This window comes from Methylobacterium brachythecii, assembly GCF_014196345.1.
Classification (GTDB): Bacteria; Pseudomonadota; Alphaproteobacteria; order Rhizobiales; family Beijerinckiaceae; genus Methylobacterium; species Methylobacterium brachythecii.
On sequence record NZ_JACIDN010000006.1, the window covers coordinates 378,232 to 401,536 of the forward strand.

Below are 23,305 nucleotides of genomic sequence, written 5' to 3' on the forward strand. Positions count from 1 at the left end.
GACGGAATCATGCTTCGCGACCCCACTGCCGAGACCTCGTCGGCTCTCCGTGATCGCGTCCCTCCCTTCGACACGTTGGAAGACAGGACAGTCGCCCTGATGGACATCGGCAAGATGCGCGGCGACGAGTTCATCGACCGCCTCGAACAGCTGTGCAGCGAGCGTGGCATCTCGACCCGGCGCTACAAGAAGCCGACGAACACGCGGGTCGCCCCGCGCGAGATGATCAACGATATCGCCGACAACTGTCAGGCCGTCATCATCGCGCTGTCAGACTGCGGCTCGTGCACCTCGTGCTCGACCCACGACCTGAACGATCTGGACAAGAAGGGATTGGCCGGCGTCAGCGTTCTGACGACCGAGTTCGAACAGGCTTTCGAATCCCAGAAGTCGTCGATCGGCCTCGACGCTGCGTCGGTCTACGTCGAGCATCCGTTGCAGAACAAGACAACGGAAGAACTTCATCGCTCGGCCGAAAGTGCCTTCGACGACATCCTTCGGGCAATCAGCATTGAAGTCCCGTCGCTGCACACCTCCAAGGCGGCGTAGCTGCTCATACCGCCCGGTCAGCGGATACGGATCCTCTGACCGGGCTTGGAATCGACGGCCGTTGGGTCGGCCGACTAAATCGAAGCCGCGATTCTGCTTTCGGCCAAAGCAGGGCGATCACGTCGCGCCCAAACCAGCCACTTTGCTAGCCTGGCGATCTGCTCTGGAACAGGCGCTCGGCTTCAGACTCGAATGTTCGGCTTGCATGATCTAAGATTGTTTATCTGCGAGCCTCAGTACATCGGGCGTTGTGCTGAGGCTCGCCAGCTTGTTCATTGGCTTGCCCGCGCGCGGACACTGCCAATCTGATAGAAGCGAGGCGCGCGAGGGAGTTTTCAGCCCATCAACCGATCCAGCGTGATCGGCAATTCGCGCACCCGTATGCCGGTGGCATGGAACACCGCGTTAGCAATCGCGCCAGCCGTGCCGGTGATGCTGATTTCGCCGACGCCCTTGATCCCAAGCGCGTTGACGTGCGGGTCGTGCTCCTCGACCAGAATGGCCTCGACCGAGGGCACGTCGGCGTTCACGGGCACGTGGTACTCGGCGAGGCTCGCGTTCATCGGCCGGCCGGAGCGCTTGTCCATCACCGTGTGCTCGTGGAGTGCGAAGGACAGGCCCCAGATCATCCCGCCGTAATACTGGCTGCGCACCAGCCGCGGATTGATGATGCGGCCGGCCGCGAAGGCGCCGACGAGACGGGTGACGCGGACCTGCCCGAGATCGGGATCGACCTTCGCCTCGGCGAAGACCGCGCCGTGGGCATGCATCGCGTAGGCCTCTCGCGCGGCCTTGTCGCTGCCGGCGTTGCCCTGACCTTCGATGCGCTCGCGGCCGGCCCGCTTGAGGATGTCGGAAAAGCTCTCGCCGCGGCGCTCATCGTCCCGACGCAGTAGCCAGCCGTCGCGGGCGATCGTACCGGCGTTGCCGGCCCCGAAGAGCGGCGAGCGCTCGTCCTGCGTGGCTAGCTCCGAGAGCTGCGCGATGATCGCGGAGCCGGCCTTGTGGATCGCATCGCCCGCCGTCGCGGTATGGGCCGAGCCTCCTGCGATCCCAGCGTTCGGCAGGTCGGAGGAGCCCATCCGGAACTCGACGGCGTCGAGATCGAGCCCGAGCGAATCCGCGGCGATCTGAGCAAGCGCCGTCCAGGCGCCCTGGCCCATGTCGTGGGCGCCGATCAGCATGCTCGCGCTGCCATCCGCGCGCAGCTCCGCGCTCGCCTGCGCCTGCATCATCAAAGCGGGGAAGGTCGCGGTCCCGACGCCCCAGCCGACCAGCAGGCCGTCTTGATCGCGCATCGAGCGCGGCTCGGGCTTACGTGCGGACCAGCCGAAGGCCTCGGCGCCCTGGCGATAGCACTCGCGAAGCGCCTTCGAAGAGAATGGCTTGCCGGAAAGCGGCTCCTTCTCGGCGTAGTTCTTCAAGCGGAATTCCAGAGGATCCATGCCGCAGGCTTCCGCCATCTCGTCGATGGCGCTCTCCAGAGCCGCGCTGCCAGAGGCCTCGCCCGGCGCGCGCATGAACATCGGCGTGCCGATGTCGAGCCGTACAGCCCGGTGCGTCGCCGAGATGTTGGGGCTCGCATAGAGCGTGTGCGAGACGCCGCCGCTCGGCTCGAAGAAATCGTCGAAGGTGCTCGAAGCGGTGAGCGTGCAATGCTCCAGCGCGGTGAGCGTCCCATCGCCTTTGGTGCCCAGGCGAAAGCTCTGGCGCGTCTGCGCCCGGTGCCCGACAGGGCCGAACATCTGCTCGCGCCGAAGCACCAGCTTAACCGGCCGGTCGACCAGCTTCGCCGCCATGACGCCGAGCACCTGCGGCCCGGCCGGCGTGCCCTTCGAGCCGAAGCCGCCGCCGAGGAATGGGCTGCGGATGTGGATCTTCTTCGGGTCGATCCCGAACAAGCCGGCGAGCCGCCCTTGAGCGATCGAGAGCCCTTGTGTCGGCATATCGATCGAGAGGCCGCCGTCCTTCCACTCGGCAACGATGGCGTGGGGCTCCATCGCGTTGTGGTACTGCGACGCCGTCTCGTAGGTCGTTGCGATGCGCGTCTCGGCCTCGCCGAGCCCGGCCTCGACATCGCCCTTGCTGGCATCTGGCGGCTCGCCGACGCCGACGGAGGGCGGCACGATCGGCTTCTCCGCATCGAGCCCGACGCGGGCGGCCTCCACGTTGTAGCGCGGCGCGAGGAGCGCGACGCCTTCGGTTGCGGCTTCCAGTGTGTCCGCGATCACCACGGCGATCGGCTGGTTGGCGTAGCGGACGGCCGAATCCTGGAGGAGATCGAGCCGAAAGGTGAAGGGGGTGTCCTTCTTGTCGGGATGCATAGCGAGCTTGGGCGCGTTCTCCGGCGTCATGACATCGACGACGCCAGGATGCGCACGCGCCGCCGCCACATCGAGATGCGTGACGCGGCCGCGCGCGATCGTGCTCACTGCCGTCACGGCGTGCAGGAGGCCTTCGGGATGGTTGTCGGCGGCGTAGGTCGCGCCGCCTGTGACCTTGAGCAGCCCGTCGCGCCGCGTGAGCGGTTGGCCGATGCTGGAGCCGTGGCGGATGCGTGCGGCGTTCTCAGGCATGGATCGCGCTCCCTTGAGCGGCCTGGAAGACGGAGGCAGGCAAGGCGGGCACGCGCTCGGGTGTGCCGGCGGCGGCGAGGGTGAGCGCGCGCACGATCAGGCGACGGGCGAGCTCGATCTTGAAGGCGTTGTCGCCCGACGGCTTGGCCGCCGCGAGCGCGGCATCGGCTGCCTTGCGGTAGCTAGCCTCGTCCGGCGCGGCGCCGTCGAGTATCGCCTCGGCTTCGCGAGCCCGCCAGGGCTTCAACGCGACGCCGCCGAGCGCGACGCGCGCCTCCGCGACGCGATCACCTTCGAGGTGAAGTGCTGCTGCGACTGAGACCAATGCGAAGGCGTAGGAGGTCCGCTCCCGGATCTTCACGTAGCGGCTCCGCGCGGCAAAGGCGGCGGCCTCGACCGGCAGGCGCACAGCGACGATCAGATCGCCCGGCTCCAGCACGGTCTCGCGCTGTGGTTCGTCGCCCGGCAGCCGATGGAAGGCTTCGAGCGGCACCTCGCGCCGGCCGGCCTTGCCATCGATCTCGACCACCGCGTCGAGCGCGACAAGCGGCACGCACAAATCGGACGGATGCGTCGCGACGCAATGCTCGCTCCAGCCCACCACCGCGCTGGTGCGGTTGGCGCCGTGAAGTGCGTCGCAACCGGCGCCGGGTTCGCGTTTATTGCAGGCACTGGCGGGGTCGTAGAAGTACGCACAGCGCGTGCGCTGCATCAGGTTGCCAGCCGTGGTCGCCGCGTTGCGCAGTTGTGCTGAAGCACCTGCGAGCACCGCTTCCGCGACGCTCGGAAAGGTCTTCGAGAATTCTTGGTCGTAGGCGAGGTCGGTGTTGCGCACGAGCGCGCCGATCCGCACCGCGCCGCCCTCCAATCGCTCGATGCGGTCGAGGCCCGGCAGATGCGTCGTGTCGACGAGGCGGGTGGGCTTCGTGATCCCGCCCTTCATCAGGTCGAGCAGGTTCGTACCTGCGCCAAGATAAGTCGCGCCCGGCTCGGAGGCGGCCGCGACGGCCTCGGCGACGGAGGCGGGGCGGATGTACTCGAAGCGGTTCATGCGGCGCCCCCGTTCATGCGGGAAGGCATGTTCTTCTGCGCTTCGATCACGGCCTCGGTGATGCCGCGATAGGCGCCGCATCGACAGAGGTTGCCGCTCATCGCCTCGCGGATGCGCTCGGGATCGTCGCCGGCATCGCCCTCGTGGATCAGCCCGACCGCACTCATGATCTGGCCGGGCGTACAGAACCCGCACTGAAAGCCGTCATGCTCGATGAAGGCGGCCTGGAGTGGATGCAGAGTGCCGTTCTCGGCGAGCCCCTCAATCGTCAACACCTCGGCCCCGTCGAGACTGACGGCGAGCGCGAGGCAGGAATTGATGCGCCGCCCGTTCACCAGCACGGTGCATGCTCCGCACTGGCCGCGGTCGCAGCCCTTCTTTGAGCCGGTGAGGTGGAGCCGCTCGCGCAGGAGGTCGAGAAGAGTGACCCGCGGATCGTCGAGATTGATCGCGCGGCGCTGTCCGTTGATGGTCAACGCGATGGGGAAGCTCATGCTGGCTACGTCCCGCTTCACAGGTTGGAAGCGTTTCAAGTAGCTTCAGGCAGCCCAACGGCCAGGTGCGAAAGTGATGGCAAGGACCAGAGCGGACATCGCAATCTGCGGAAAGTAGCGCGCTTCAATGCGTAAGTCCGGCGGATCCGACGCCGTTTCAGCAATGTGGTGAGGCCCCCGCAGGCCATCCATGGCGCGGCGGGAGTGGCCGTTACCTAGTGCCGTATCAGGGCAGCAACACGAGAGATGCCGACGTTTACGTCAGAAGCTAGAATCCTCGATCGCGCTACTCGTCCGTCGGTAGAGGCCTTAACCTGAGCCGCGCTGCGGGTTGAAGGCCTCCGCTACGAGAAACCAGGTCGATTTTTTCGCCGTGATCCTCTGGCGGGAGCAGACCTACGCTCCACATGTGCGAGCTAGGCTGAGGACGCGCCGCTCCTTGGTCTCCTGCGCGAGATCTGCTGCGAGCGGCTGCTCTGCTGGTTCTCGTCTGAGGGCCGGCGGTTCGATCCGAGGGTGCTAGCTGGGCCGTCGGAGGGCACGCATATCTATTCCTGTTGGCCTGAGCGTCTGGTCGGATCCCTGCAGGCAGCGCTCGACTTCGCCTGCTGGCCGCCGAAGCAGATCCATATCGAGCGCTTCGCGGCGACTCTCGACGAGAATTTCAAGCCGGAGCCGTTCGAGGCGCTGATCGAGTCGACCTGCCAAACGCTCCATGTGCCGGCCGATCGCTCGCTGCTCGACGTCCTGCGAGAGCACGGCTTCCCACTGCCGTCGTCCTGCGAGATGGGAGTCTGCGGCTCCTGTGAATGCGGCTATCGCGACGGCGTCGCGCTTCACCGCGATTCGTCGCTGCCTCTCTCCAAGCGTCAGGATCGCATGATGCCCTGCGTCTCGCGGGCACGCGTGAGCCTCACGCTCGCACTCTGAGTGCGCAGCCGTCAGGAGCGCGCGATGAAACGTTTCGTCCGCTCCGATTGCGGATTGGCGAAGAAGTCGTGCGGCGTGGCCACTTCTCGCACCCGGCCGGCATCCATGAACACGATGGTGTCGGCGACCTTGCGGGCGAAGGCCATCTCGTGGGTGACCACCACCATGGTCAGGCCGTCCTGCGCGAGCCCGCGAATGACCGCGAGCACTTCGCCGACCATTTCAGGATCGAGAGCGCTGGTCGGCTCATCGAACAGGATCACCTTCGGTTTCATCGCCAGGGCACGGCTGATGGCGACGCGCTGCTTCTGGCCGCCTGAGAGCGTGTGTGGGTAGGCATCGGCCTTCTCAGCCAGTCCGACACGAGCCAGGATCGCGCGGCCCTCCGCCTCGACCTCGTGCCTCGGACGGCCGAGCACATGGACCGGCGCTTCGGCCACGTTGCCGAGCACCGTGAGATGAGGCCACAGCGCGAAATGCTGGAACACCATGGCGATGCTCGTCCGGGCGGCGGCGAGCTCGTTCCGGGCCATGCGTTTCGCGTCTCGTCCGAGACCGGTCCGGCCAATCGGCTTGCCCTGGATCAGGATGTCGCCGGCGCTCGGCTCTTCCAGCCAGTTGAGGCAGCGCAGGAAGGTCGACTTGCCCGATCCGCTCGGACCGAGGATGCAGGTCGTCGTACCAGTGGCGACGTCGAGATCGATGTCGCGCAGGACCTCGAAGCCGCCGAAATCCTTGCACACGCCTCTCGCCGAGATGGCGGGTTCGAGCTCAGCCATAACGCACCCTCCGCATCCGCTCCATTCGACGCACGCCCGCTTCGATCGCCAGCGACATCAAGAGGTAGAGCCCGACCGCCGCCGCGAAGGGCGCGAACGGAGCGAAGGCGTTCGCACTGACGAAATTTGCGGCGAAGGTCAGCTCCTGGACCGTGATGATCATCAGGAGTGCGCTGTCGCGGATCGTCGTGATGACCTGATTGCCGATCACCGGAGCGGCCGTGATCGCGACCTGCGGCAGGATGATCCGGCGATAGAGCAGGCTGCGCGAGAGCCCGAAGGCCTGTGCCGCCTCGATGTTGTCGCGCGCGATACCGAGGAACGCGGCCCGGAAGATCTCGACCAGATAGGCCGTGTTGTAGAGCGTCAGCGAGACGAGGCCGGCCCACCAGGGGTCGAGGCGCAGGCCGAGCTCGGGCAGGCCGTAATAGACGACGTAGGCGAGCAGCAGGAACGGCACGCATCGCAACAGGTCGACGAGTTCCGCGAACAGGCGGCGCAGGGGTGCGGGTGCCTCCGTCAGCATGATGGCGCCGAGGATGCCCAAGGGCACGCTCAGCACCAGACAGCCGAGGACGAGCGACAGGGTGTTCGCCACGCCCCACAGGAAGACGTCCCGATACTGCCAGGAGACCAGGATCCCGCTCATAGGGGCGTCAGCCCCATGCGTCGGGCGAGCCGGCGTTCGATCACGCGCTGGCTACGGACCAGCACGGCGATCAGGACCGTGTAGATCAGCGTGGCCAGGAGGAAGGGCGGCAGCGGCTCGTAGGTCTCGGCGCCGACGCGGCTCGCCGCGCGGGTGATCTCGACAACGCCGATCACCGCCACGGCCGGGGTGCATTTCAGGAGGATGGTGACCTCGCTGACGAGCGGACCGAGGCTCGCGCGCCAGATCTGCGGGAAGACGATGCGCGTGAAGACCTTCGTGTCGGTCATGCCGAACGCAATTGCGGCCTCGCGCTGGTCACGCGGAAAGGCCTGCAGCGCCGCGCGCCAGATCTCGCTGCTGAACGCCGCGGTGTTGGCCGTCAGCGCCAGGATCGCGGCCGGGACGGGATCGAGCTCGAGCCCTATCGCCGGCATCACGAAATAAACGAACAGCACGAGCGTCACGAACGGCGTCGCGCGCACGATGGTGACGAAGGCCGCCAGCAGACCCTCGATCACCGGGATCCGGCGCCAGCGCAGGAGCGCGAGCAACAGCCCCATCGGGAGGCTGAGCAGGATGCTGATCGCCGACAACGCAGCCGTGACGAGCGCGCCGTCGAGGATCGTGCGGATGGCTGGCCAGGTCACGGCCGTGTCCCCGTCTCTCGCAGGATTGCCGCGCTACTTGGTCGGCGTGGACGGCATGTCCTTGAAGGAACGGCCCAACCACTTCTCCTGCAGCGCATAGAGTTCGCCGTTCGCGCGCACCTTCGTCATGAACTCATCGAGATAGGCGAGCAGGCTGTCGTTGCCCTTGGCCACCGCCCAGGCCGCAAACGTCGGCGCGCCGACCGCCTCGCCCATCTTGAAGCGCTTGGGCTGCTCCTTGGTCAGGCTGGTGAGGTTGACCACGCCGTTGATCACGTAGTCGAGCCGGCCATTGGCGAGATCCTGATAGGCTTCGGGCAGCGACGTGTACTGCATCACCTTGCCGAGCTTGCCGCCCGTGGCGGCGAGCTTCGGCTCCAGATCGGCAAGGGCCGCGTAGGAGGCGCCCCCGGACTGGACGCCGACCGTCTTGCCGGCGAGGTCGGCGACGCCCTTGATCCGGGTCTCGTCGGCGCGGACGACGTAATATTGCGTCGCCTCGGCGATCGGCATGGTGAAGGCGAGACTCTGGATGCGCTCGGGCGTGATCACCGCGGCCGTCAGGGCGACGTCGTACTTGCCCGTCGCGACGCCGGCGAGGAGCCCCGTCCAGGGGATGATCTGCTGATCGATCTTGAACGGCGCGGTCTTCCGCAGCAGGGCGAGGAGTTCGTGGTCCAGGCCCATCGGAGTGCCGTTCTCGACATATTCGAACGGCTTGTAGCTGTCCTCGGTCGCGACGGTCATGGCCTTGCGGGCCTTGATCTCGTCGAGGTTCGCCGACTGCGATGCAGAGGCGCCGAGCGTCAGCACGGTGGCGACGGCGAGACCGAGATGGACCAATCTGCTGCGGATGAGAGGCATGGCTCAGCCCTCCTGCTGGGTTGACGGCTGCGATGATGCGGCGTCGCGGCGGGCGATCAGATCGATCTCGACCAGCGCGTCGTAGGCGAGCCCCGTGACCCCGACGCAGGTGCGCGCCGGCAGCCGGTTCGGGGGGAAGAAGGCGCGATAGGCGGTGTTGAACTCGGCGTAGTCGCGCTTGAACTCAGTCAGGAAGGCGCGCACCGAGACGACGTGTTCCAGACTGAGGCCGATCCCTGCCAGGACGGTCTGGAGGTTCGCCATAACGTAGCGCGTCTGCGCCTCGATCCCGTCGGGCAGCAAGCCCGGCCGCTCCGGCGTGTCGGGCATCTGACCCGTCACGAACACGAAGCCGTCGGTTTCGACCGCGTGGCTGAACGGCGCGACCGGGGTCGGGCCGCCGGTCACCATGTGAAAGAGCATCGGAGGCGATGTCGTCTCGGCGTGCTGCACCTGATCTCCTTGCCGCGGGCCCGGTGCCCGAGCACCAGATTTGCCACGTTCGCGAACCACTATTGTAACGGTCAAGTTAGGCCATATTGTCCGATGACGCGCGCGGATAAACAGGGCAATACGCTCGAATTGGCGGCTGCGGCAGAGATCGACCGAGACAATGCCTCGTGCAATCGATGGAGACAGGATGCGGCCGGTCTGGACCGAGACGATCGAGCGGATCGCCGGCCCGCGTTACCTCGCCATCGTCAATGCGATCGAACTCGCGCTGCAGTCGGGCGCGCTGCGCCCCGGCGATCGGCTGCCGCCCCAACGCGATCTGGCCGGGTGGCTGTCGCTCAACACCGGGACGATCGGCAAGGCTTATGCCGAGATGCACCGGACGGGACTCGCCCGGGGCGAGGTCGGGCGCGGGACCTTCCTCAACGAAGCCCAGGCCTCCGACGGCCCGTCATCCCTGGGCGCGCCGGCCTTGCGCCGGACTTTCATCGACCTGTCCCACAACTTCCCCCCAAACGCGATGCGCCACCCGGCCCTCGACGTGATCCGTCCAGCGTTTGCCGATGCGGTCGATGTCGGTGGCCTGTTGGCGAGCCAGGTCGATATCGGGCTTCCCCGGCATCGCGCCGTGGCCGCGCGCTGGCTCGGCCGCTTCGGAATCGAGGCCACAGCCGACAATATGCTGGTCACCTGCGGCGGGCAGCACGGCCTGCTGCTCGCTTTGATGGCCCTCACCCGACCGGGCGACGCCGTCCTGTCGGAGGAACTCTGCTTCTACGGCCTGAAATCCGCGGCTGCGATGCTGGGGCGCTCGCTGGTCGGCGTCCGCATGGACCGCGAAGGCATCGTGCCGGACTATCTCGACGTTGTGTGCCGCCGGACGGGCGCGAAGGTCCTGTTCTGCACGCCGACCCTTCACAATCCGACGACCGCGACGATGTCCGAGGATCGGCGGCGGGAAGTAGCAGAGATCTGCTCGCGCCACGACGTCCTGATCGTCGAGGACGACGTCTACGGCTTCCTGCCCGACCCGCAACCGCTGCCACTGGCGGCCATGGCGCCGGACAGGGTCGTTCACATTTCGAGCCTGTCGAAGCTCGTGGGCCCCGGACTGCGCATCGGTTTCATGAGGGCGCCGTCTCACCTGGCGCCCGCTTTCGGAAAGGCGCTCCGCGCCAGCACGCTGATGGCCTCACCCTTCAACGCTGAATACGCCACACGCCTGTTGTCGTCACCGCAACTGGACGAAGTCGTTGCCGGCATCCGCTCGGAGACCGCGGCGAGACAGGCGCTCGTCGCGGACGTGCTGCCCGAGCCGGCCCTCATGACCCATCCGCAAGCCTATCATTTCTGCCTCAAGCTGAAGAACGGCTGGTCGGCGGAAGCCTATACCCAGGCTGCGGAGAAACTCGGGGTTGGGGTGACGCCCCTCAGCCTTTTCGAAGTTTCGGCACTACATCAGAGCGACAGCGTTCGCGTCTGCGTCAACGCAGCGTCGGACCGGATCTCGCTCACCGCGGCGCTGGCAAAGCTGTCGGAGCTTCTTCGGGAAGGCGCCCCCGCAGACGTGCGGTACCGCGCGGCCGTTTGATCGGATCACCGACAGCCTTATGCGCCCTGCACAAGAATACGCATGACCTTGCCTTGGGCAGACTTTATCCGATCTGGCCGGACCGCGTTCGGTCCGAAAGCTTACGCCTCGGCGCACGCCGGAAAGGAAGACCAGTATGGGGCCGCCGCCAAGGGTCGTCAGCATGACGAAGCCTTCACGGATCTCGCCTGCATACCACCAAGAGCCAGGGGACCGACCGAGGCTCTCGCGCGGTGATCGTGAGACCGTCGGACCTTTTCTTCGCGTTCAAATGAAGGGTCGCCCACCGGTGACCGCGATCGTCGCCCCGGAGGTATAGCTTGCTTCATCGGAGGCCAACATCACGTAGGCGGCCGCAAGCTCCCGCGGCTGTCCGGCCCGGCCCATAGGCGTGTTGCCGCCGAAGTTCTGCACCTTTTCCGGCGGCATGGTCGAGGGGATCAATGGCGTCCAGATTGGACCCGGCGCGACGCAGTTCACTCGGATGCCTCTCTTCGCCAGGATCTGGGCGAGGCCTGCCGTGTAGTTGTGAATCGCGCCCTTCGTGGTGGCGTAGGCGAGCAATTGAGGGCTCGGCTGGTCGGCATTGATCGAGGTCGTGTTGATGATCGAAGCGCCTTCGCGCATGTGCGGGAGAGCAGCTTTCGTCAAATAAAACATCGCGTGGATGTTCGTCGCGAAGGTCAACTCCCACTCCTCGTCGCTGATTTCCTCTGGGCTGGAGAACGTGGCCTGATGAGCGGCATTGTTGACGAGCACATCGACGTGGCCGAATTCGCCCACGGCCCTGTCGACGATTGTGCGGCAATGCGCGGCGCTTTTGATATCGCCCGACACCAGCACCGCCTTACGCCCTGCCTCCTCGATGAGACGACCTGTCGCCTGAGCATCCTCCTCCTCGTCGAGATAAGAGACGAGAACGTCCGCGCCTTCCCGTGCGAAGGCGATGGCGACAGCGCGTCCAATCCCGGAGTCAGCGCCGGTGATAATAGCTTTCTTGCCGTCCAGGCGACCTGAGCCCCGGTAGCTGGTCTCACCATGGTCGGGCTGCGGACGCATCGCCGCGGTCGAGCCGGGCATGGGTTGCTGCTGTTTTGGAAAGAGCGGAGGTCCGCTATCGGCCATGTCGCTGTCCTCTTGGCTGCCGAAATCCGCAGCGTCCTGCGGTCAACCTTACGACCCGCCAAAAGATCACGATGTCGTTCGACAGGATGCGCGGATGGAGTTCACGCAGGACGAAGTTCGGACCGGTCTAAGCTTGGACGCGTGCGCACCCGTCGGATCTCAAACTCCCGGCCACCAGCTCACCGAGACGCACGGTGGTTTCCAAGCCCTTCGGCTTAATATGAAGCCTAGAGCGACGCTGCGTGCTCAACCCTCCTCGGGCAGCGCTGGCCCCCGGAACGCGTCGAGCGAGTCCGGCACCTTCAATTTCACCGGCGCACCGGACCTGGCGCTCTCGTAGATCGCCTCCATTAGCATCTGGTCCTGCACACCCTCCTCGCCCGGGGTGCGCGGCTTGCGGTCCTGCAGGATGCAATCGGCCATGTGGTCGAGCTCGGCCGCGAACTGGTTCTTCGGCTTCAGGACGATTTCGTCCTGGCTCGTGGCATCCCCATTGCGCGACGTCACGATGAGGCGCTGACCCTCGTAGAGGTAGGCGTTGGGCATGTCGACGACGGCCTTCTCGAAGTTCAGGCGGTGATGCTTGTCGTCGCGGCCGCCGTAGCTGGTGAAGCAGTTCGCAATAAATCCGGAGGGGAAGATCAACTGGAACGAGACCGTCTCCTCCACATCGGCGAAACGCGGATCATTCGGCGGCGTGACAGTGTGGGCGAAGACTTGGATAGGCTCCTCGCCGGTGAGGAACCGCGCCGTGTTCAGGCAGTAGAGGCCGATGTCGGGCAGCGAGCCGCCCCCAGACATGATCCGCTTGTGCCGCCACTGCTCGGCACCGTTCTCCGCCACCGTCTGGACGTTGGTCGCGCTCATGCCGAGCAACCGGCCGAAGGTCTTCTCGCGGACGAACTTGGCAAGCCGCCGATTGTAGACCTCGTACTGGATCCGGTAGGCGATCATAAGCTTCACGGCTGCCTTCTCGCAGGCGGCCACCATGGCGCGGGCGTCGGCCGACGAGGTCGCCATCGGCTTCTCGCAGAGGACGTGCTTACCGGCCGCCGCGGCCCGCTCGACGAACTCCCGGTGCATCGCGTTCGGCAGCACGATGTAGACCGCCTTGATCTCCGGATTGTCGCGGATGCGGTCGAAGCCGGCGTAGTCGAAGCAGGCGCTTTCGGCGATGCCATATTGCCGGGCCACGGCCGTGAGCTTTTCCGGTGTGCCTGAGACCAGGGCCACTGGCTTGGCCTTCTTGCTCTCGCCAAAGGCTGGGAGGATCTCTTCGAGCGCGAGGCGTCCGAGGCCGACGATAGCGAACCCGACGCGCTCGGAAGGCGGCATCGGCGCCGGCGTTGGACCCGAGGGTGTGTCGGCCGGCGCGCGCCAGTTCGGGAACTTCACCTTGCCGCCTTCGACGCTGCCGGTGTCGACCTTGGTCGGAGCCGGATAGCTCGGGGCCGCCTGGGCGGCACTACCCAACACGATGCCCGAGGCACCGATGCCCGTGATCTTCAACAGGTTGCGGCGGTGAAGGTCGACGCGTTTCGACAAGCAACGGCTCCATAGATGCGGAAGGATCTCGGGTCGGCGATCCGAATGTTGGCGGGCGTCGCTCCGGTTCAGGCGGCGAGCACCACAGCCTTTCGGATGTAGACGGGGCTCTTGATCTGCCGGGCAATGAAGTCGGCGACGTCGGCACGGGGGATCATGCCGTTGTGCCAGGAGGCTGCCGATTCCAGGACTTGGTATTTTCCGGTCCTCGACCCCGATGTCAGCACACCGGGCCGCACGAACGTCCAGTCCAAGGAGCTGCGCCGGATACGCATCTCCTGAGCGTCCTTGTCGTCGTAGGCACGGCCGAACACGAGGCGAAACGGCAGGCGCTGCAGCGGACCTATCGCCTCGCGGCTGTCGCCCGTGCCGAAGCCAGTAACAGAGATGATGCGGCGAATGCTTGCCTTCTCCATCGCCGGCACCAGGACGTTGGTGGCCGCGCTGAACAGCGTCACCGGCTTGAACATGGCGCGGAAGGGAACGCCCAAAGCCTGAACGACGACATCGATCCCATCGAGCGCCGCCTCGATGTCGGCCGCCAGCAGGGCGTCGCCTGGAAACCGTTCGAGATTTGAATCTTCAATGTCGATGGTCGAGGCCGAGCGGGCGAAGGCGCGCACGCCGTGCCCAGCCCCCAGCACCGCTTTCACTGTCTCCAGTCCGACGCCGTTGCTGGCGCCGATCACGAGCACATGCGCCATGGCTGGATCAGCCCTCGCTCGTGCCGGGTATGGCGACCGGGGTCGTCTGCTGATGCTGCACCACTCGCCATTCCTCGTGAGAGAGACGTCGTAGGGTCGAGGTGCAATGCGCCTCGTAGGTCTCGTCCTCGCGAGAGGCCCGGGCATGGTAGGCGATGACGATCAGCCCCTCCTCGGGACGTGCGACCTGGCGGTTCGAAAGTTCGACGTCGATCCAGCGCGGCGTGTTCGCGACGGCTTCGATGGCCTGCTTCCCGCTCAGCACGAAAGGCGGCTGCGGCAGGACCATGAGGCACTCCTCGTCGATGAGCTTGCGATAGTTTTCCGCATCGCCGAGCCAGAGGCTCTTTTCGAACGACCAGACACGATCATCATCCATGATGTTCTCCTTGCTTCAGATGGAGGTGGAAGGGTCGTCAGACTGTGTCGACGGTGCCCTTGTCGATCTCGGCAGTGTTGCCGCCCTGATCGTCGGTGCCGGCCTCGTCCCAGGCCTGGAGCCAAGCGGTGCGGTCTTCGGAGCCTTCCGGATAAGGACAGCTCTCACGAGTTTTGCCGTAGACCCGGGCATTGCGCCCCTTGATGAATGGACTGTCGCTGGCGGTTGCGCCTTCGGTCATGGGAGCCTCCAAAATTGATTGTGTCGCCCGGGAGCGTGGTCTCGATCCGAGCCGGCATGCTGGCAAAAGAAATCCCGCCTGGCATGGCCAAGCGGGATGGAGGTTTGAACGCTCGGGGCTGAATGCGTTCCGTGATGGGCAATGGGCCGGAGCGCCGTTGGTTGCACCAGGCAAACGTCTAAGTGGATAGGGGTCGTTGGCCGGGTCATTCTTGTGTGGCTCCGAGCGATCCGCCAGCCGCAGTTGAAGCTTCGGCTAGATGCCAGAGATGCCGCCCATGGTTCTCGCAGCCGGCCTCCACGGTCACCGCAACCGGCTTGGGATCATCATCCATCGGTCAGGCCGCCTTCGAGGGGTCGTGGCCCCAATTCATCAGTGACAGGCGCCACGGCGAGTGCTCGATCTCGGCCTGATCCTTTGGGCCACCCTGTTTGAGGTGACGTCGCACGTACCCGATGACCTTGCGCATGTGGCCGTAATCGTCGTCCGACAGGTCGGACTTCTTCTTGTGCAGCATGTCGACGATACGCCGGCCTTCTGCATGGCCGGTGGCTTCGCCGCCGTCCTTCTTCTGGCCGACCGAGCGACTCTTCTCGGTCTTGAGATGCTTTTCCAGCACGGACGCTGTCATATTGACGACCTCTTTGAACTCTCGATAGGTCGCTTCGTGATCGTGCTCTTCTGCCATCGCTAACCTCCGATCTGTGGAGGGCAGTTGTGTTGGCCGGCAAACCCGAACCGGACGCTCGCGTTCCAGATCGCCCCTGCGGCGCAAGCGCCCCGCCAAGCCTGGGGGCGCCTTTCGGCCTCATGCGCCTCGATGCAACCGAGGGACGGCTATGCTGTTCTTTTGCGCGCGAGGAGATCTCCGATGGCACGCAGAATCTTGATCACGGGGGCGAGCGTGGCCGGACCGGCTCTCGCCTTCTGGCTCGCGCGAGCCGGCGAGGACGTCACGGTGCTGGAGCGGGCGCCGACTTTCCGGGACGGCGGGCAGAACATCGACATCCGAGGCGCAGGGCGCACGGTTCTCGCGCGCATGGGCCTGGAGCCGATCGTCAAGGAGCAGGGGACGGGCGAGACGGGTATCCGTTTCGTCGACGAGCGCGACAAGACCTGCGCGGCATTCGGCCAAGCCGAGTTCGGCGCGGACGGACCGACCGCTGAGTTGGAGATCCTTCGCGGTGACCTTGCCCGCATCCTGGTCGAAGCCAGCCGCCGCGAAGGCGCAACCTACCGCTTTGGCGACTACATCACCAGAATCGGACAGCACTGCCTAGAGGTCGACGTGACCCTTTTCGGGGGCTCCCGCGAGCGCTTCGACGCGGTCATTGCTGCAGAGGGGATCGGATCCTCCACCCGCAAGCTCTTACTCGGCAAGGATCACGACCGCGAGCCTGTCGGCCTATCCATGGGCTACTTCACCATCCCTCGGGGTCACGGCGATGGCGACATGGCACGCTGGTATGCCGCGCCCGGTGGCCGCAGCGTTCTCCTGCGCCCGGACCGATACGGGACCACTCGGGTTGTACTGACCTTACGTGAGGCGCCCTGCGGCTATGAGGATCTGCCGCTCGAAGAGCAGCGAGCAGCCTTGGTTGAACGCTTCGCAGATGCGGGTTGGGAAGCACCTCGGGTGCTGGAGGGTCTGCGCGCGGCGGAAGATTTCTATTTCGAGACGGTCGGACAGATTGACGTCGACCGCTGGTCGGAAGGCCGGATCGCACTGACGGGAGACGCGGCCTGGGCGACCGGTCCGATCACGGGGATGGGGACCAGTCTCGGATTGATCGGCGCCTATGTGCTGGCGGGCGAGATGTCCCGCACCCAGGATATCCCGACCGCCTTCGCTGCTTACGAGCGGGTGATGCGGCCTATTGCGGAGAAAGGGCAGAACTATCCGAGGTTCGGGCCGAGACTGCTCCAGCCGAGCACGCGCTTCGGGATCGCATTCCAGCACGCCGTCCTCGCCGTCGCGGCCGCGCCGTCGGTGCGAAGCGTGGCGGGCAGGCTGTTCGCCGGGAAAGAGAATGGGCCCGATCTGCCGGATTACGGCTTGGACACAAGGACCTGACAGTCCAGGCCTGTCGCAACGGCCATGGCAAAATGCCCATCTCAGAGGTGGAGGGTCCGAAACCTTCGAGCAGGCGTTCGAACCTGTCGCAGTCGCGACCGGCGGCTTACCGACTCGCAACGAGGCAAGCCCCAGCAACGCTGCACTCGACGCCGTGCTGGACCTGTTGGAGCCGCGATTCGGCTTGCGAGCATTAGATAGAGCGCGCGCAGCCGCCTGAACCATCGCTTCGAAAGGGCGGATCGTTCTCCGAAAGCGGGCTCCATAAGGAGCAATTTGGAGCGCGCTCTAGGTCCGTTCGAGGTGCCGCCGTACCGTGATCGTGATTTCGCTGTCGAAGCGGGAGGGATCGAAGCCGTTGAGCTTGAGCTCCTGAAGCAGCTCTTCGATGAGAATTCGGGCAGCACGAGCGGCGACCTTCGGTTCCTCAGCCTTGACGATCGCGGAGCGGGTGAAGGTTGGTCGTCCGGTGCTCGTCATCGCCCGCTCTCATGCCGCCGTGACGGTCGTGTCCGCTGTCGGCACATGTCACTCGCCCGGCAATCGGGCCGAACGGCGACGATGCCGTCCGACCGCACGTTGCAAATCCGGGGTCAGTGGTCGGCGATGAGATCCTTGATGCGCGAGGCCAACGTCTCCAGGACGAACGGCTTGGTCAGGACCTGCATTCCGGGTCGAAGGTACCCGTTCCCGAGAACCGCATTCTCGGCGTAGCCGGTGATGAACAGAACCTTCAGATCGGGCCGGCGCTCGCGCCCGGCATCCGCCATCTGGCGCCCGTTCATGCCTCCTGGGAGCCCCACGTCTGTTACCAGCAGATCGATGCGGACATCGGACTGCAACACCTTCATTCCGGCGACGCTGTCGGCAGCCTCGATCGCGGTGTAGCCAAGATCCTCCAGCACTTCGGTGACCAACATGCGCACCGAAGGCTCGTCGTCGACGATGAGCACAGTCTCACCCTGACCCGCGCGTCCGACCTCGGCGAGCTTCCGCGTCACGTCGTCCTCGTCGGCCTCGCCGTAGTGGCGCGGCAGGTAGAGGCAGACCGTCGTACCCTCTCCGACCTCCGTATAGATCCGGACCTGACCGCCGGACTGCCGCGCGAAGCCGTAGACCATCGACAAGCCCAGCCCGGTGCCCTCGCCCATGGGTTTCGTGGTGAAGAATGGCTCGAACACCTTGTCGACGAGGTCGGGCGCCATGCCGGTGCCCGTGTCGGTCACGCAGACGCTGAGGTACTGGCCAGGAGGCATGTCGTGTCGACGCCCCCCGCTCTCGTCGATCCATTTGTTCGCGGTCTCGATCGTGATGCGTCCACCGTCCGGCATCGCGTCGCGGGCGTTGATGCAGAGATTCAGCAGCGCATTCTCCAACTGGCCCGGATCTATCAACGACGGCCAAAGGCCGGCGAGGCCGACGACCTCCAGATGGACCGCAGGCCCGACCGTACGCCGGACAAGCTCCTCCATGTCCTTGACGAGGCGGTTCACGTTGGTGGGCTTGGGATCAAGCGTCTGTCGGCGTGAGAAAGCGAGCAGGCGGTGAGTCAGCGAAGCGGCTCGCTTCGCCGCACCCTGGGCCACCGTCATGTAGCGGTCGAGATCGCCGATCCGACCCTGGGACATCCGGGTCTGCATCAGCTCGAGTGAACCGGAGATGCCTGCGAGGAGATTGTTGAAGTCGTGCGCGAGGCCGCCGGTCAATTGCCCGACGGCCTCCATCTTCTGGGACTGCCGCAGGGCCTCTTCGGCCTTGGCCAGCGCCTCTGCCTGTCGCTTGACCTCGGTGACGTCGCGCACGGACGAATAGATCAGGCCGTCGCGAGGCACGCCGTTCCAGGACAGCCAGACGTAGCTGCCGTTCTTGTGGCGATAGCGGTTCTCGAAGGTGAGCTGAGGCTCTCCACGCGCCAGTCCACCCGCGGCCGCCATCGTTGGCGCAATGTCGTCGGGATGCACGAAGTCGAGAAAGGGCCGTGCCTTCAGCTCGGCTTCCGTCCACCCCAAGGTCAGTGGCCACGCTGGATTGAGGCTCACGAAGTAGCCGTCGAAGTTGGCGACGCAAAGCAGGTCCGAGGAGGCCTGCCAGATCTGGTCGCGTTCGGCCGTTCGGATCGAGACTTGGCGGGCGAGGTCGGCTTCGGTTTGCTTGCGCGCGGTCACGTCCTGCACGAACACGTGATACCCGTCGACGCGACCGCTCGCGTTCCGTCGCGGGAGGTAGCGGATCTCGGCGATGCGGGGTTGGCCGTCGCGACGCGGCCAATCCAGTTCGAAGGTGACGTTCTCTCCCGCGAGGGCGCGTTCCATGAACGGCCTGCGCGCGGCATAGCCCTCCGGATCGAGAAGTTTCCTGACATCCCGGCCGACGACCTCCGCGGCGGGGATAGAAAACCAGTCCTCGTAGGCCTTGTTGGCGAAGCGATAGACATGGTCGTCGCCGATGAAGGCGATCAGAACCGGCAGGGCGTCCGTGATCAGGCGGAGATCGCGCTCTCCGGCTTCGGCGCGCTTCTCGACCGTACGCCGCTCGGTGATGTCCGAAAAGAAGATGGCGACCCGGTGCGCAGCCGGATCACCGGTCCGCAAAGCCCGCACGTCGAACCAGCGCCCGAATACGTCTGCGTAGTGCTCGAAATGGGCCGGTTCGCCCGTCAATGCGACGCGACCGTAGGTGTCGAACCAATGTCTTTCGAGATTTGGCGCGAACTCGCTGACCCATTTTCCGGCGACGTCGGCACCGGTCTGTTGGACGAAGGCGGGATTTGCCTCGACGATGAGGTAGTCGACGGGACGCTCGCCCTCGAACTTCATCTCGACGATGCAGAAGCCGACCTCGATGCTCTCGAACAGGGTCCTATAGCGCGCCTCGTTCTCGCGAAGGGCGACCTCCGCCAAGGTGCGCTCGGTGACGTCGTGCCCCTCGACGAAGATCCCGCTGACCGAACCGTGCGCGTCCGTAATAGGCTGGTAGACGAAGTCGAGATAGCGCTCGTTGACCCGGCCACCGGGCACCGCCTGGACGGCGTATCTGGCACCCGACGCTCTGTGGATCCGTCCGGATCGAAACACGTCGTCGAGCAGATCGACATAGCCTTGGGCCGCCGCATCCGGCAGCGCCTCGGATACGGTGCTTCCGATCACGTCTCGATGGTCGATCGCCCGTTGGTAGGCGGCGTTCGTCAGAGTGAAGCGATGTTCGGGCCCACTCAACAAGGCGATGAAGCTCGGGGCCTGGTCGAACATCTGCGCGAGCGAGACCGACTCGGCTCGGAGACGGCGCACTTCGGCTTCCAGCTGCTCGCGCGAAAGGCTTGCCAGGTCGTGTGTGAGGGCAGGGGGCATTCGAAGCAGCTAATCCGGGATTGTGTTGAACTTGGCTCCGGCCTGCCGTGTCGGGAGCCTTCTCGGGTTGTCTCCAGTATGCGCGGTAGGGAATCGAGACACAGGGAGCGATGCTCGCCTTCGGAGCCGTGTTCCACCGGAGGACGCTATTCGGTGCGCTCTTTGAAAGGTGCTTCGCTATCGCCGCTCAGGAGTATCGGAGACAGCTGCCGGAACGACCATGGCGCGGACGGCAAAGCCCGATCGAAGCGAAAGGCTACATCGAAGCGATTGCCGTCCCATTCTTTCGGAACTCCGGGAATCTTCTGCGAGCCGCACAGCAAAGGCATGATGCTGCCCGCAATCGCCTTATGCTCCCAGAATATCAGAACCACTCCGGTCAAATCGAGAACTTCCGCCACCAAGTCTTTCTCATTGCCGACCCCAAACTTGGTAATTGGCTCGAGGCCAAGACGTTGGGCAGTAGGAATAGCTGTCTCATACGGCCTATGACTGAACTTGGCTTTCTTCGCGATCGGCTCAGGCTTAGCCGCGTAGACGATGCCGGGACGCGGATAGCCCTCGCTGCCAAGCCCCGAACCGAACAATGCCGCCCAGGCACCCGCTCGCTGCCAACCACGGACGACGAGCGACTTGTCATCGTCGTTGCCATCCACATCGGTGCCCGGGCCCGGGTATCCGCTCTGCGGCTTCTCGGCGTGCCGAGCGAGAATGATGGTGAGTGCAGACATGCAGACTCAAACATCGACGTGACGCCAAAGGATCCGGACGCCTGAGAGCGGGACGCTTTCGGAGCGAGTGCCCGATCGTGCGGCAACTGATCCGATCCGCCGTTGGCGCTCGCCGGCGGGCGACTCACCCACCGACATAGGCCGCGAGCTCGTCCGGTGTGCCTTGCGGAAAGGCCATCTTCAGATGGTCCAGAAACGCGGAGACGCGAGCGCTGAGAAGTCGGCGGGTCGGATAGAGAGCCCAGAGTTCGATCTCGGGGCCCTCGACGTCGCCCCAGGAGACCAGCGTGCCCGCGGCGATGTCGTGGCTCACCAGCGAGATCGGCAGGCATCCAGCCCCGATGCCGGCCCGGACCGCATCGCGGACCATCATGACCGACGATAGGCGCAGTACCGGCTCGAAGGGGATGCGCGACTCTCCGGATGCGCGCACCTTCCATGCATCGCCGCCGCCAGGTCCACGCGTCACGGCCGCTACGGCTCGATTGCCCGAAGGGCGACCTAGGGACGGGCATGCGACGACGACCATACGGTCCCGCAGAAAGATGCGCCCGACAAGGCTCTCGTCCCTCTCCGGATTGACCCGTATCACGAGGTCGTAGCCCTCTTCGACCATGTCGACGGCACGGTCCTCCGTCGTGATCTCGAGCCGTACTTCGGGGTGCCGGGCCGCGAATTCGGCAGCCAGCTTCCCCATCGCGACCTGCGAGATCAGGAGTGGCGCGCTGACCCGGAGCCTGCCTCTCGGCTTCGTGCCGCCGGAGGCGATGGCCGCCGCGGTCTCGTCGAGCTCGGTCAGGAGCATCCCCGTACGTTCGTGGAGTGCCCGTCCTTCCTCGGTGAGCTTCAGCGTGCGCGCCCCGCGCTCGAACAGGCGCAACGAAAGTGCGCCCTCCAGTTCGGCCACCCGACGGGACAACGTCGCCTTCGGACGGCCAGCGGCACGGGCCGCCCGCCCGAACCCTCCGTGTCGAGCGACGAGATTGAAGTCGGCGAGCGCAAGCAGATCCATGTGTTCCATCCACGAGACGGCTTGTCCAAATATGACGACTTTTAGCGCGATGCTGGATCACTCATTTCCGGCCTGTCACCAACGACAACCCCGGAGATTTCCCATGACCATCCTCGTAACCGGCGCCACCGGCAGCATCGGCCGTCAGGTCGTCGAACAGCTCGAGAAACGCGGCGCCGACGTTCGCGCGCTCGTTCGCGATCCCGCCAGGGCCGACCTGCCCGTGAACGTATCCGTCGTCCAGGGCGACATGCTCGAGATCGAATCCCTGCGGAACGCCTTCACGGGCGTCTCCACCCTGTTCCTGCTCAACGGCGTGCTGGCGGACGAATTCACCCAGGCACTGATCGCTCTCAACGTCGCCCGGGAGGTCGGGATCAAGCGGGTCGTCTATCTCTCGGTGATCCACAGCGACGTCTACGTGAACGTGCCGCATTTCGCGGGAAAGTTCGGCGTGGAGCGCATGATCGAGGGGATGGGCTTCCAGGCCACCATCCTGCGTCCCGCCTACTTCATGAGCAACGAATGGACGATCAAGGATGTCGTCCTGCAGCACGGGGTGTACCCCATGCCCATCGGCTCCAAAGGGCTGGCCATGGTCGACGCGCGCGACCTCGGCGAGATCGCTGCCATCGAGCTCGTACGCCGCGAGCAGGCTACCGGGCCGCTTCCTATCGAGCGGATCAACGTCGTCGGGCCGGAGACGCTAACCGGTGAGGGCGTGGCCGCAATCTGGTCGGAGGTGCTGGGCCGCCCGGTCGTCTACGGCGGGGACGATACTGCCGCTTTCGAGCAGAATCTGCGGAACTTCATGCCGGGCTGGATGGCCTACGACATGCGCATGATGGCGGAGCGCTTCCTGACCGACGGCATGGTCCCGGAGGCCGGCGACGTCGAGCGCCTCACCCGGCTCCTGGGCCGCCCGCTGCGCTCCTATCGCGGTCTCGCCACCGAGATTGCCACGACGGCCTGACCGCCGAGTGTCTCGCAATCCCATCGGAAGGACATCGTCATGATCTATTCGACCGCGACCGTCCCGGTGAATCCGGACGGGGAAACCAGGATGACCCGCGCCCAGGCGTGGCAGGGCCTGGTCCTCAAGGCACGCGACGCCCGCCTTTTCCTACCGCCCAACCTCTGCACCCGCTGCGAGGTCGTGGAGGAGAGTGCGACGCACATCGTGCGCGAGGCCACCATCGCAGGCAGCGACCTACGCGAGGTCATCGCCTTCGAGCCCGAGCGCAAGGTGACCTTCTTTCAGGCCACCGGCCCCAGGGAGGGTGCCATCGTGAACGAGCTGTTCGAGGACGACGCCGGCACGCTCAAGCTGCGGTTCTACTGCTATCTCGGCCTGCGCGGTAAGGCGCCGGGTGGACCCGAGGAGCAGGCCGAGCAGGTCCAGTTCGACAGCGACGATGGCTACAGGGCCGCCCTGCTGTCGACACTCCGGCGCACGCGCGAGTTGCTTGCCGAGGGCAAAGTCTAGAAGCGCACTAGCAGGGTTGCTCGATGAGGCAGCCCTGCCAACGGCAAAGCGGCCTCGTCGAAGGCGGACATCCCG

At 65.4% G+C, this 23,305-nt stretch carries 24 protein-coding genes; 6 read left to right on the forward strand and 18 right to left on the reverse strand.

The features are described 5' to 3' along the window. Positions 1-9 precede the first annotated feature (9 nt). The gene (locus GGR33_RS17725; protein ID WP_425488797.1) at positions 10-549 is read left to right on the forward strand and encodes a UGSC family (seleno)protein; all 540 of its coding nucleotides are present in this window, start codon (positions 10-12) and stop codon (positions 547-549) included. Between the two features lie 335 nt (positions 550-884). On the opposite strand, the gene GGR33_RS17730 is transcribed toward GGR33_RS17725, so the two are convergent. From GGR33_RS17730 to GGR33_RS17740, 3 genes are read right to left on the reverse strand one after another with little or no spacing between them, the layout of a single operon-like run. Beyond that, positions 885-3,125, reverse strand: coding sequence for a xanthine dehydrogenase family protein molybdopterin-binding subunit (locus tag GGR33_RS17730; protein ID WP_183507607.1), 2,241 nt, complete (start codon positions 3,123-3,125; stop codon positions 885-887). Then, a complete protein-coding gene (locus GGR33_RS17735) occupies positions 3,118-4,176 on the reverse strand; it encodes an FAD binding domain-containing protein (protein WP_183507609.1) in 1,059 nt (352 codons plus the stop codon). Before GGR33_RS17735 ends, GGR33_RS17730 begins: the two co-directional genes overlap by 8 nt. Next, on the reverse strand, positions 4,173-4,670 hold the full coding sequence (locus GGR33_RS17740) for a (2Fe-2S)-binding protein (RefSeq protein ID WP_183507611.1): 498 nt from the start codon (positions 4,668-4,670) through the stop codon (positions 4,173-4,175). The genes GGR33_RS17735 and GGR33_RS17740 overlap by 4 nt, the downstream gene beginning before the upstream one ends. Before the next feature lie 516 nt (positions 4,671-5,186). Here GGR33_RS17740 and GGR33_RS26440 point away from each other — a divergent pair. After that, the gene (locus GGR33_RS26440) at positions 5,187-5,600 is read left to right on the forward strand and encodes a 2Fe-2S iron-sulfur cluster-binding protein (RefSeq protein WP_284210933.1); all 414 of its coding nucleotides are present in this window, start codon (positions 5,187-5,189) and stop codon (positions 5,598-5,600) included. Positions 5,601-5,611: 11 nt separating this feature from the next. On the opposite strand, the gene GGR33_RS17750 is transcribed toward GGR33_RS26440, so the two are convergent. The 5 genes from GGR33_RS17750 to GGR33_RS17770 are packed head-to-tail and all read right to left on the reverse strand — an operon-like array spanning position 5,612 to position 8,965. Beyond that, positions 5,612-6,379 carry an amino acid ABC transporter ATP-binding protein gene (locus GGR33_RS17750; protein ID WP_183507613.1) on the reverse strand — a complete coding sequence of 256 codons (768 nt, stop codon included), beginning with the start codon at positions 6,377-6,379 and terminating at the stop codon, positions 5,612-5,614. Further along, complete coding sequence (locus GGR33_RS17755) at positions 6,372-7,028, reverse strand: amino acid ABC transporter permease (RefSeq protein WP_183507615.1); 657 nt, start codon at positions 7,026-7,028, stop codon at positions 6,372-6,374. The genes GGR33_RS17750 and GGR33_RS17755 overlap by 8 nt, the downstream gene beginning before the upstream one ends. Then, positions 7,025-7,678 (reverse strand): amino acid ABC transporter permease, encoded by a 654-nt coding sequence (locus GGR33_RS17760; RefSeq protein ID WP_284210935.1) that lies wholly within the window; start codon positions 7,676-7,678, stop codon positions 7,025-7,027. Before GGR33_RS17760 ends, GGR33_RS17755 begins: the two co-directional genes overlap by 4 nt. 33 nt (positions 7,679-7,711) lie before the next feature. Then, a complete protein-coding gene (locus GGR33_RS17765) occupies positions 7,712-8,542 on the reverse strand; it encodes a transporter substrate-binding domain-containing protein (RefSeq protein WP_183507617.1) in 831 nt (276 codons plus the stop codon). Positions 8,543-8,545: 3 nt separating this feature from the next. Then, complete coding sequence (locus tag GGR33_RS17770) at positions 8,546-8,965, reverse strand: RidA family protein (RefSeq protein ID WP_183507619.1); 420 nt, start codon at positions 8,963-8,965, stop codon at positions 8,546-8,548. 217 nt (positions 8,966-9,182) lie between these two features. On the opposite strand from GGR33_RS17770, the gene GGR33_RS17775 reads away from it, so the two are divergent. After that, on the forward strand, positions 9,183-10,586 hold the full coding sequence (locus tag GGR33_RS17775) for an aminotransferase-like domain-containing protein (RefSeq protein ID WP_183507621.1): 1,404 nt from the start codon (positions 9,183-9,185) through the stop codon (positions 10,584-10,586). 267 nt (positions 10,587-10,853) lie between these two features. Here GGR33_RS17775 and GGR33_RS17780 read toward each other — a convergent pair whose 3' ends face one another. The 6 genes from GGR33_RS17780 to GGR33_RS17805 all read right to left on the reverse strand — a co-directional run bounded on the left by GGR33_RS17780 (position 10,854) and on the right by GGR33_RS17805 (position 15,268). Continuing rightward, entirely contained in the window at positions 10,854-11,711 is an 858-nt protein-coding gene (locus GGR33_RS17780; protein WP_183507623.1) for a glucose 1-dehydrogenase, read from the reverse strand. Between the two features lie 246 nt (positions 11,712-11,957). After that, positions 11,958-13,256 carry a Gfo/Idh/MocA family protein gene (locus GGR33_RS17785; RefSeq protein WP_183507625.1) on the reverse strand — a complete coding sequence of 433 codons (1,299 nt, stop codon included), beginning with the start codon at positions 13,254-13,256 and terminating at the stop codon, positions 11,958-11,960. 68 nt (positions 13,257-13,324) lie between these two features. Further along, on the reverse strand, positions 13,325-13,960 hold the full coding sequence (locus GGR33_RS17790; protein ID WP_183507627.1) for an NAD(P)-dependent oxidoreductase: 636 nt from the start codon (positions 13,958-13,960) through the stop codon (positions 13,325-13,327). A gap of 7 nt (positions 13,961-13,967) precedes the next feature. Further along, positions 13,968-14,339 (reverse strand): DUF4440 domain-containing protein, encoded by a 372-nt coding sequence (locus GGR33_RS17795; RefSeq protein WP_183507629.1) that lies wholly within the window; start codon positions 14,337-14,339, stop codon positions 13,968-13,970. A gap of 37 nt (positions 14,340-14,376) precedes the next feature. Further along, positions 14,377-14,580 (reverse strand): ribosome modulation factor, encoded by a 204-nt coding sequence (locus GGR33_RS17800; RefSeq protein ID WP_183507631.1) that lies wholly within the window; start codon positions 14,578-14,580, stop codon positions 14,377-14,379. A gap of 337 nt (positions 14,581-14,917) precedes the next feature. After that, positions 14,918-15,268 (reverse strand): DUF3140 domain-containing protein, encoded by a 351-nt coding sequence (locus GGR33_RS17805; protein WP_183507633.1) that lies wholly within the window; start codon positions 15,266-15,268, stop codon positions 14,918-14,920. A 183-nt stretch (positions 15,269-15,451) separates the two neighbouring features. Between GGR33_RS17805 and GGR33_RS17810 the strand changes: the two genes are divergently transcribed. Continuing rightward, complete coding sequence (locus GGR33_RS17810; protein ID WP_183507636.1) at positions 15,452-16,654, forward strand: FAD-dependent monooxygenase; 1,203 nt, start codon at positions 15,452-15,454, stop codon at positions 16,652-16,654. 288 nt (positions 16,655-16,942) lie between these two features. On the opposite strand, the gene GGR33_RS17815 is transcribed toward GGR33_RS17810, so the two are convergent. From GGR33_RS17815 to GGR33_RS17830, 4 genes are all read right to left on the reverse strand, one after another. After that, the gene (locus tag GGR33_RS17815) at positions 16,943-17,134 is read right to left on the reverse strand and encodes a hypothetical protein (protein WP_183507638.1); all 192 of its coding nucleotides are present in this window, start codon (positions 17,132-17,134) and stop codon (positions 16,943-16,945) included. Positions 17,135-17,247: 113 nt separating this feature from the next. Beyond that, positions 17,248-19,941, reverse strand: a complete 2,694-nt coding sequence (locus GGR33_RS17820) for a PAS domain-containing protein (RefSeq protein ID WP_425488794.1) — start codon at positions 19,939-19,941, stop codon at positions 17,248-17,250. A 206-nt stretch (positions 19,942-20,147) separates the two neighbouring features. Then, positions 20,148-20,732 (reverse strand): histidine phosphatase family protein, encoded by a 585-nt coding sequence (locus GGR33_RS17825; RefSeq protein WP_183507642.1) that lies wholly within the window; start codon positions 20,730-20,732, stop codon positions 20,148-20,150. 124 nt (positions 20,733-20,856) lie between these two features. Next, the gene (locus GGR33_RS17830) at positions 20,857-21,744 is read right to left on the reverse strand and encodes a LysR family transcriptional regulator (RefSeq protein WP_183507644.1); all 888 of its coding nucleotides are present in this window, start codon (positions 21,742-21,744) and stop codon (positions 20,857-20,859) included. Positions 21,745-21,847: 103 nt separating this feature from the next. Between GGR33_RS17830 and GGR33_RS17835 the strand changes: the two genes are divergently transcribed. After that, entirely contained in the window at positions 21,848-22,717 is an 870-nt protein-coding gene (locus tag GGR33_RS17835) for an NmrA/HSCARG family protein (protein ID WP_183507646.1), read from the forward strand. Positions 22,718-22,756: 39 nt separating this feature from the next. After that, complete coding sequence (locus GGR33_RS17840; RefSeq protein ID WP_183507649.1) at positions 22,757-23,230, forward strand: AtaL-like protein; 474 nt, start codon at positions 22,757-22,759, stop codon at positions 23,228-23,230. The last annotated feature ends 75 nt before the right edge of the window (positions 23,231-23,305 follow it).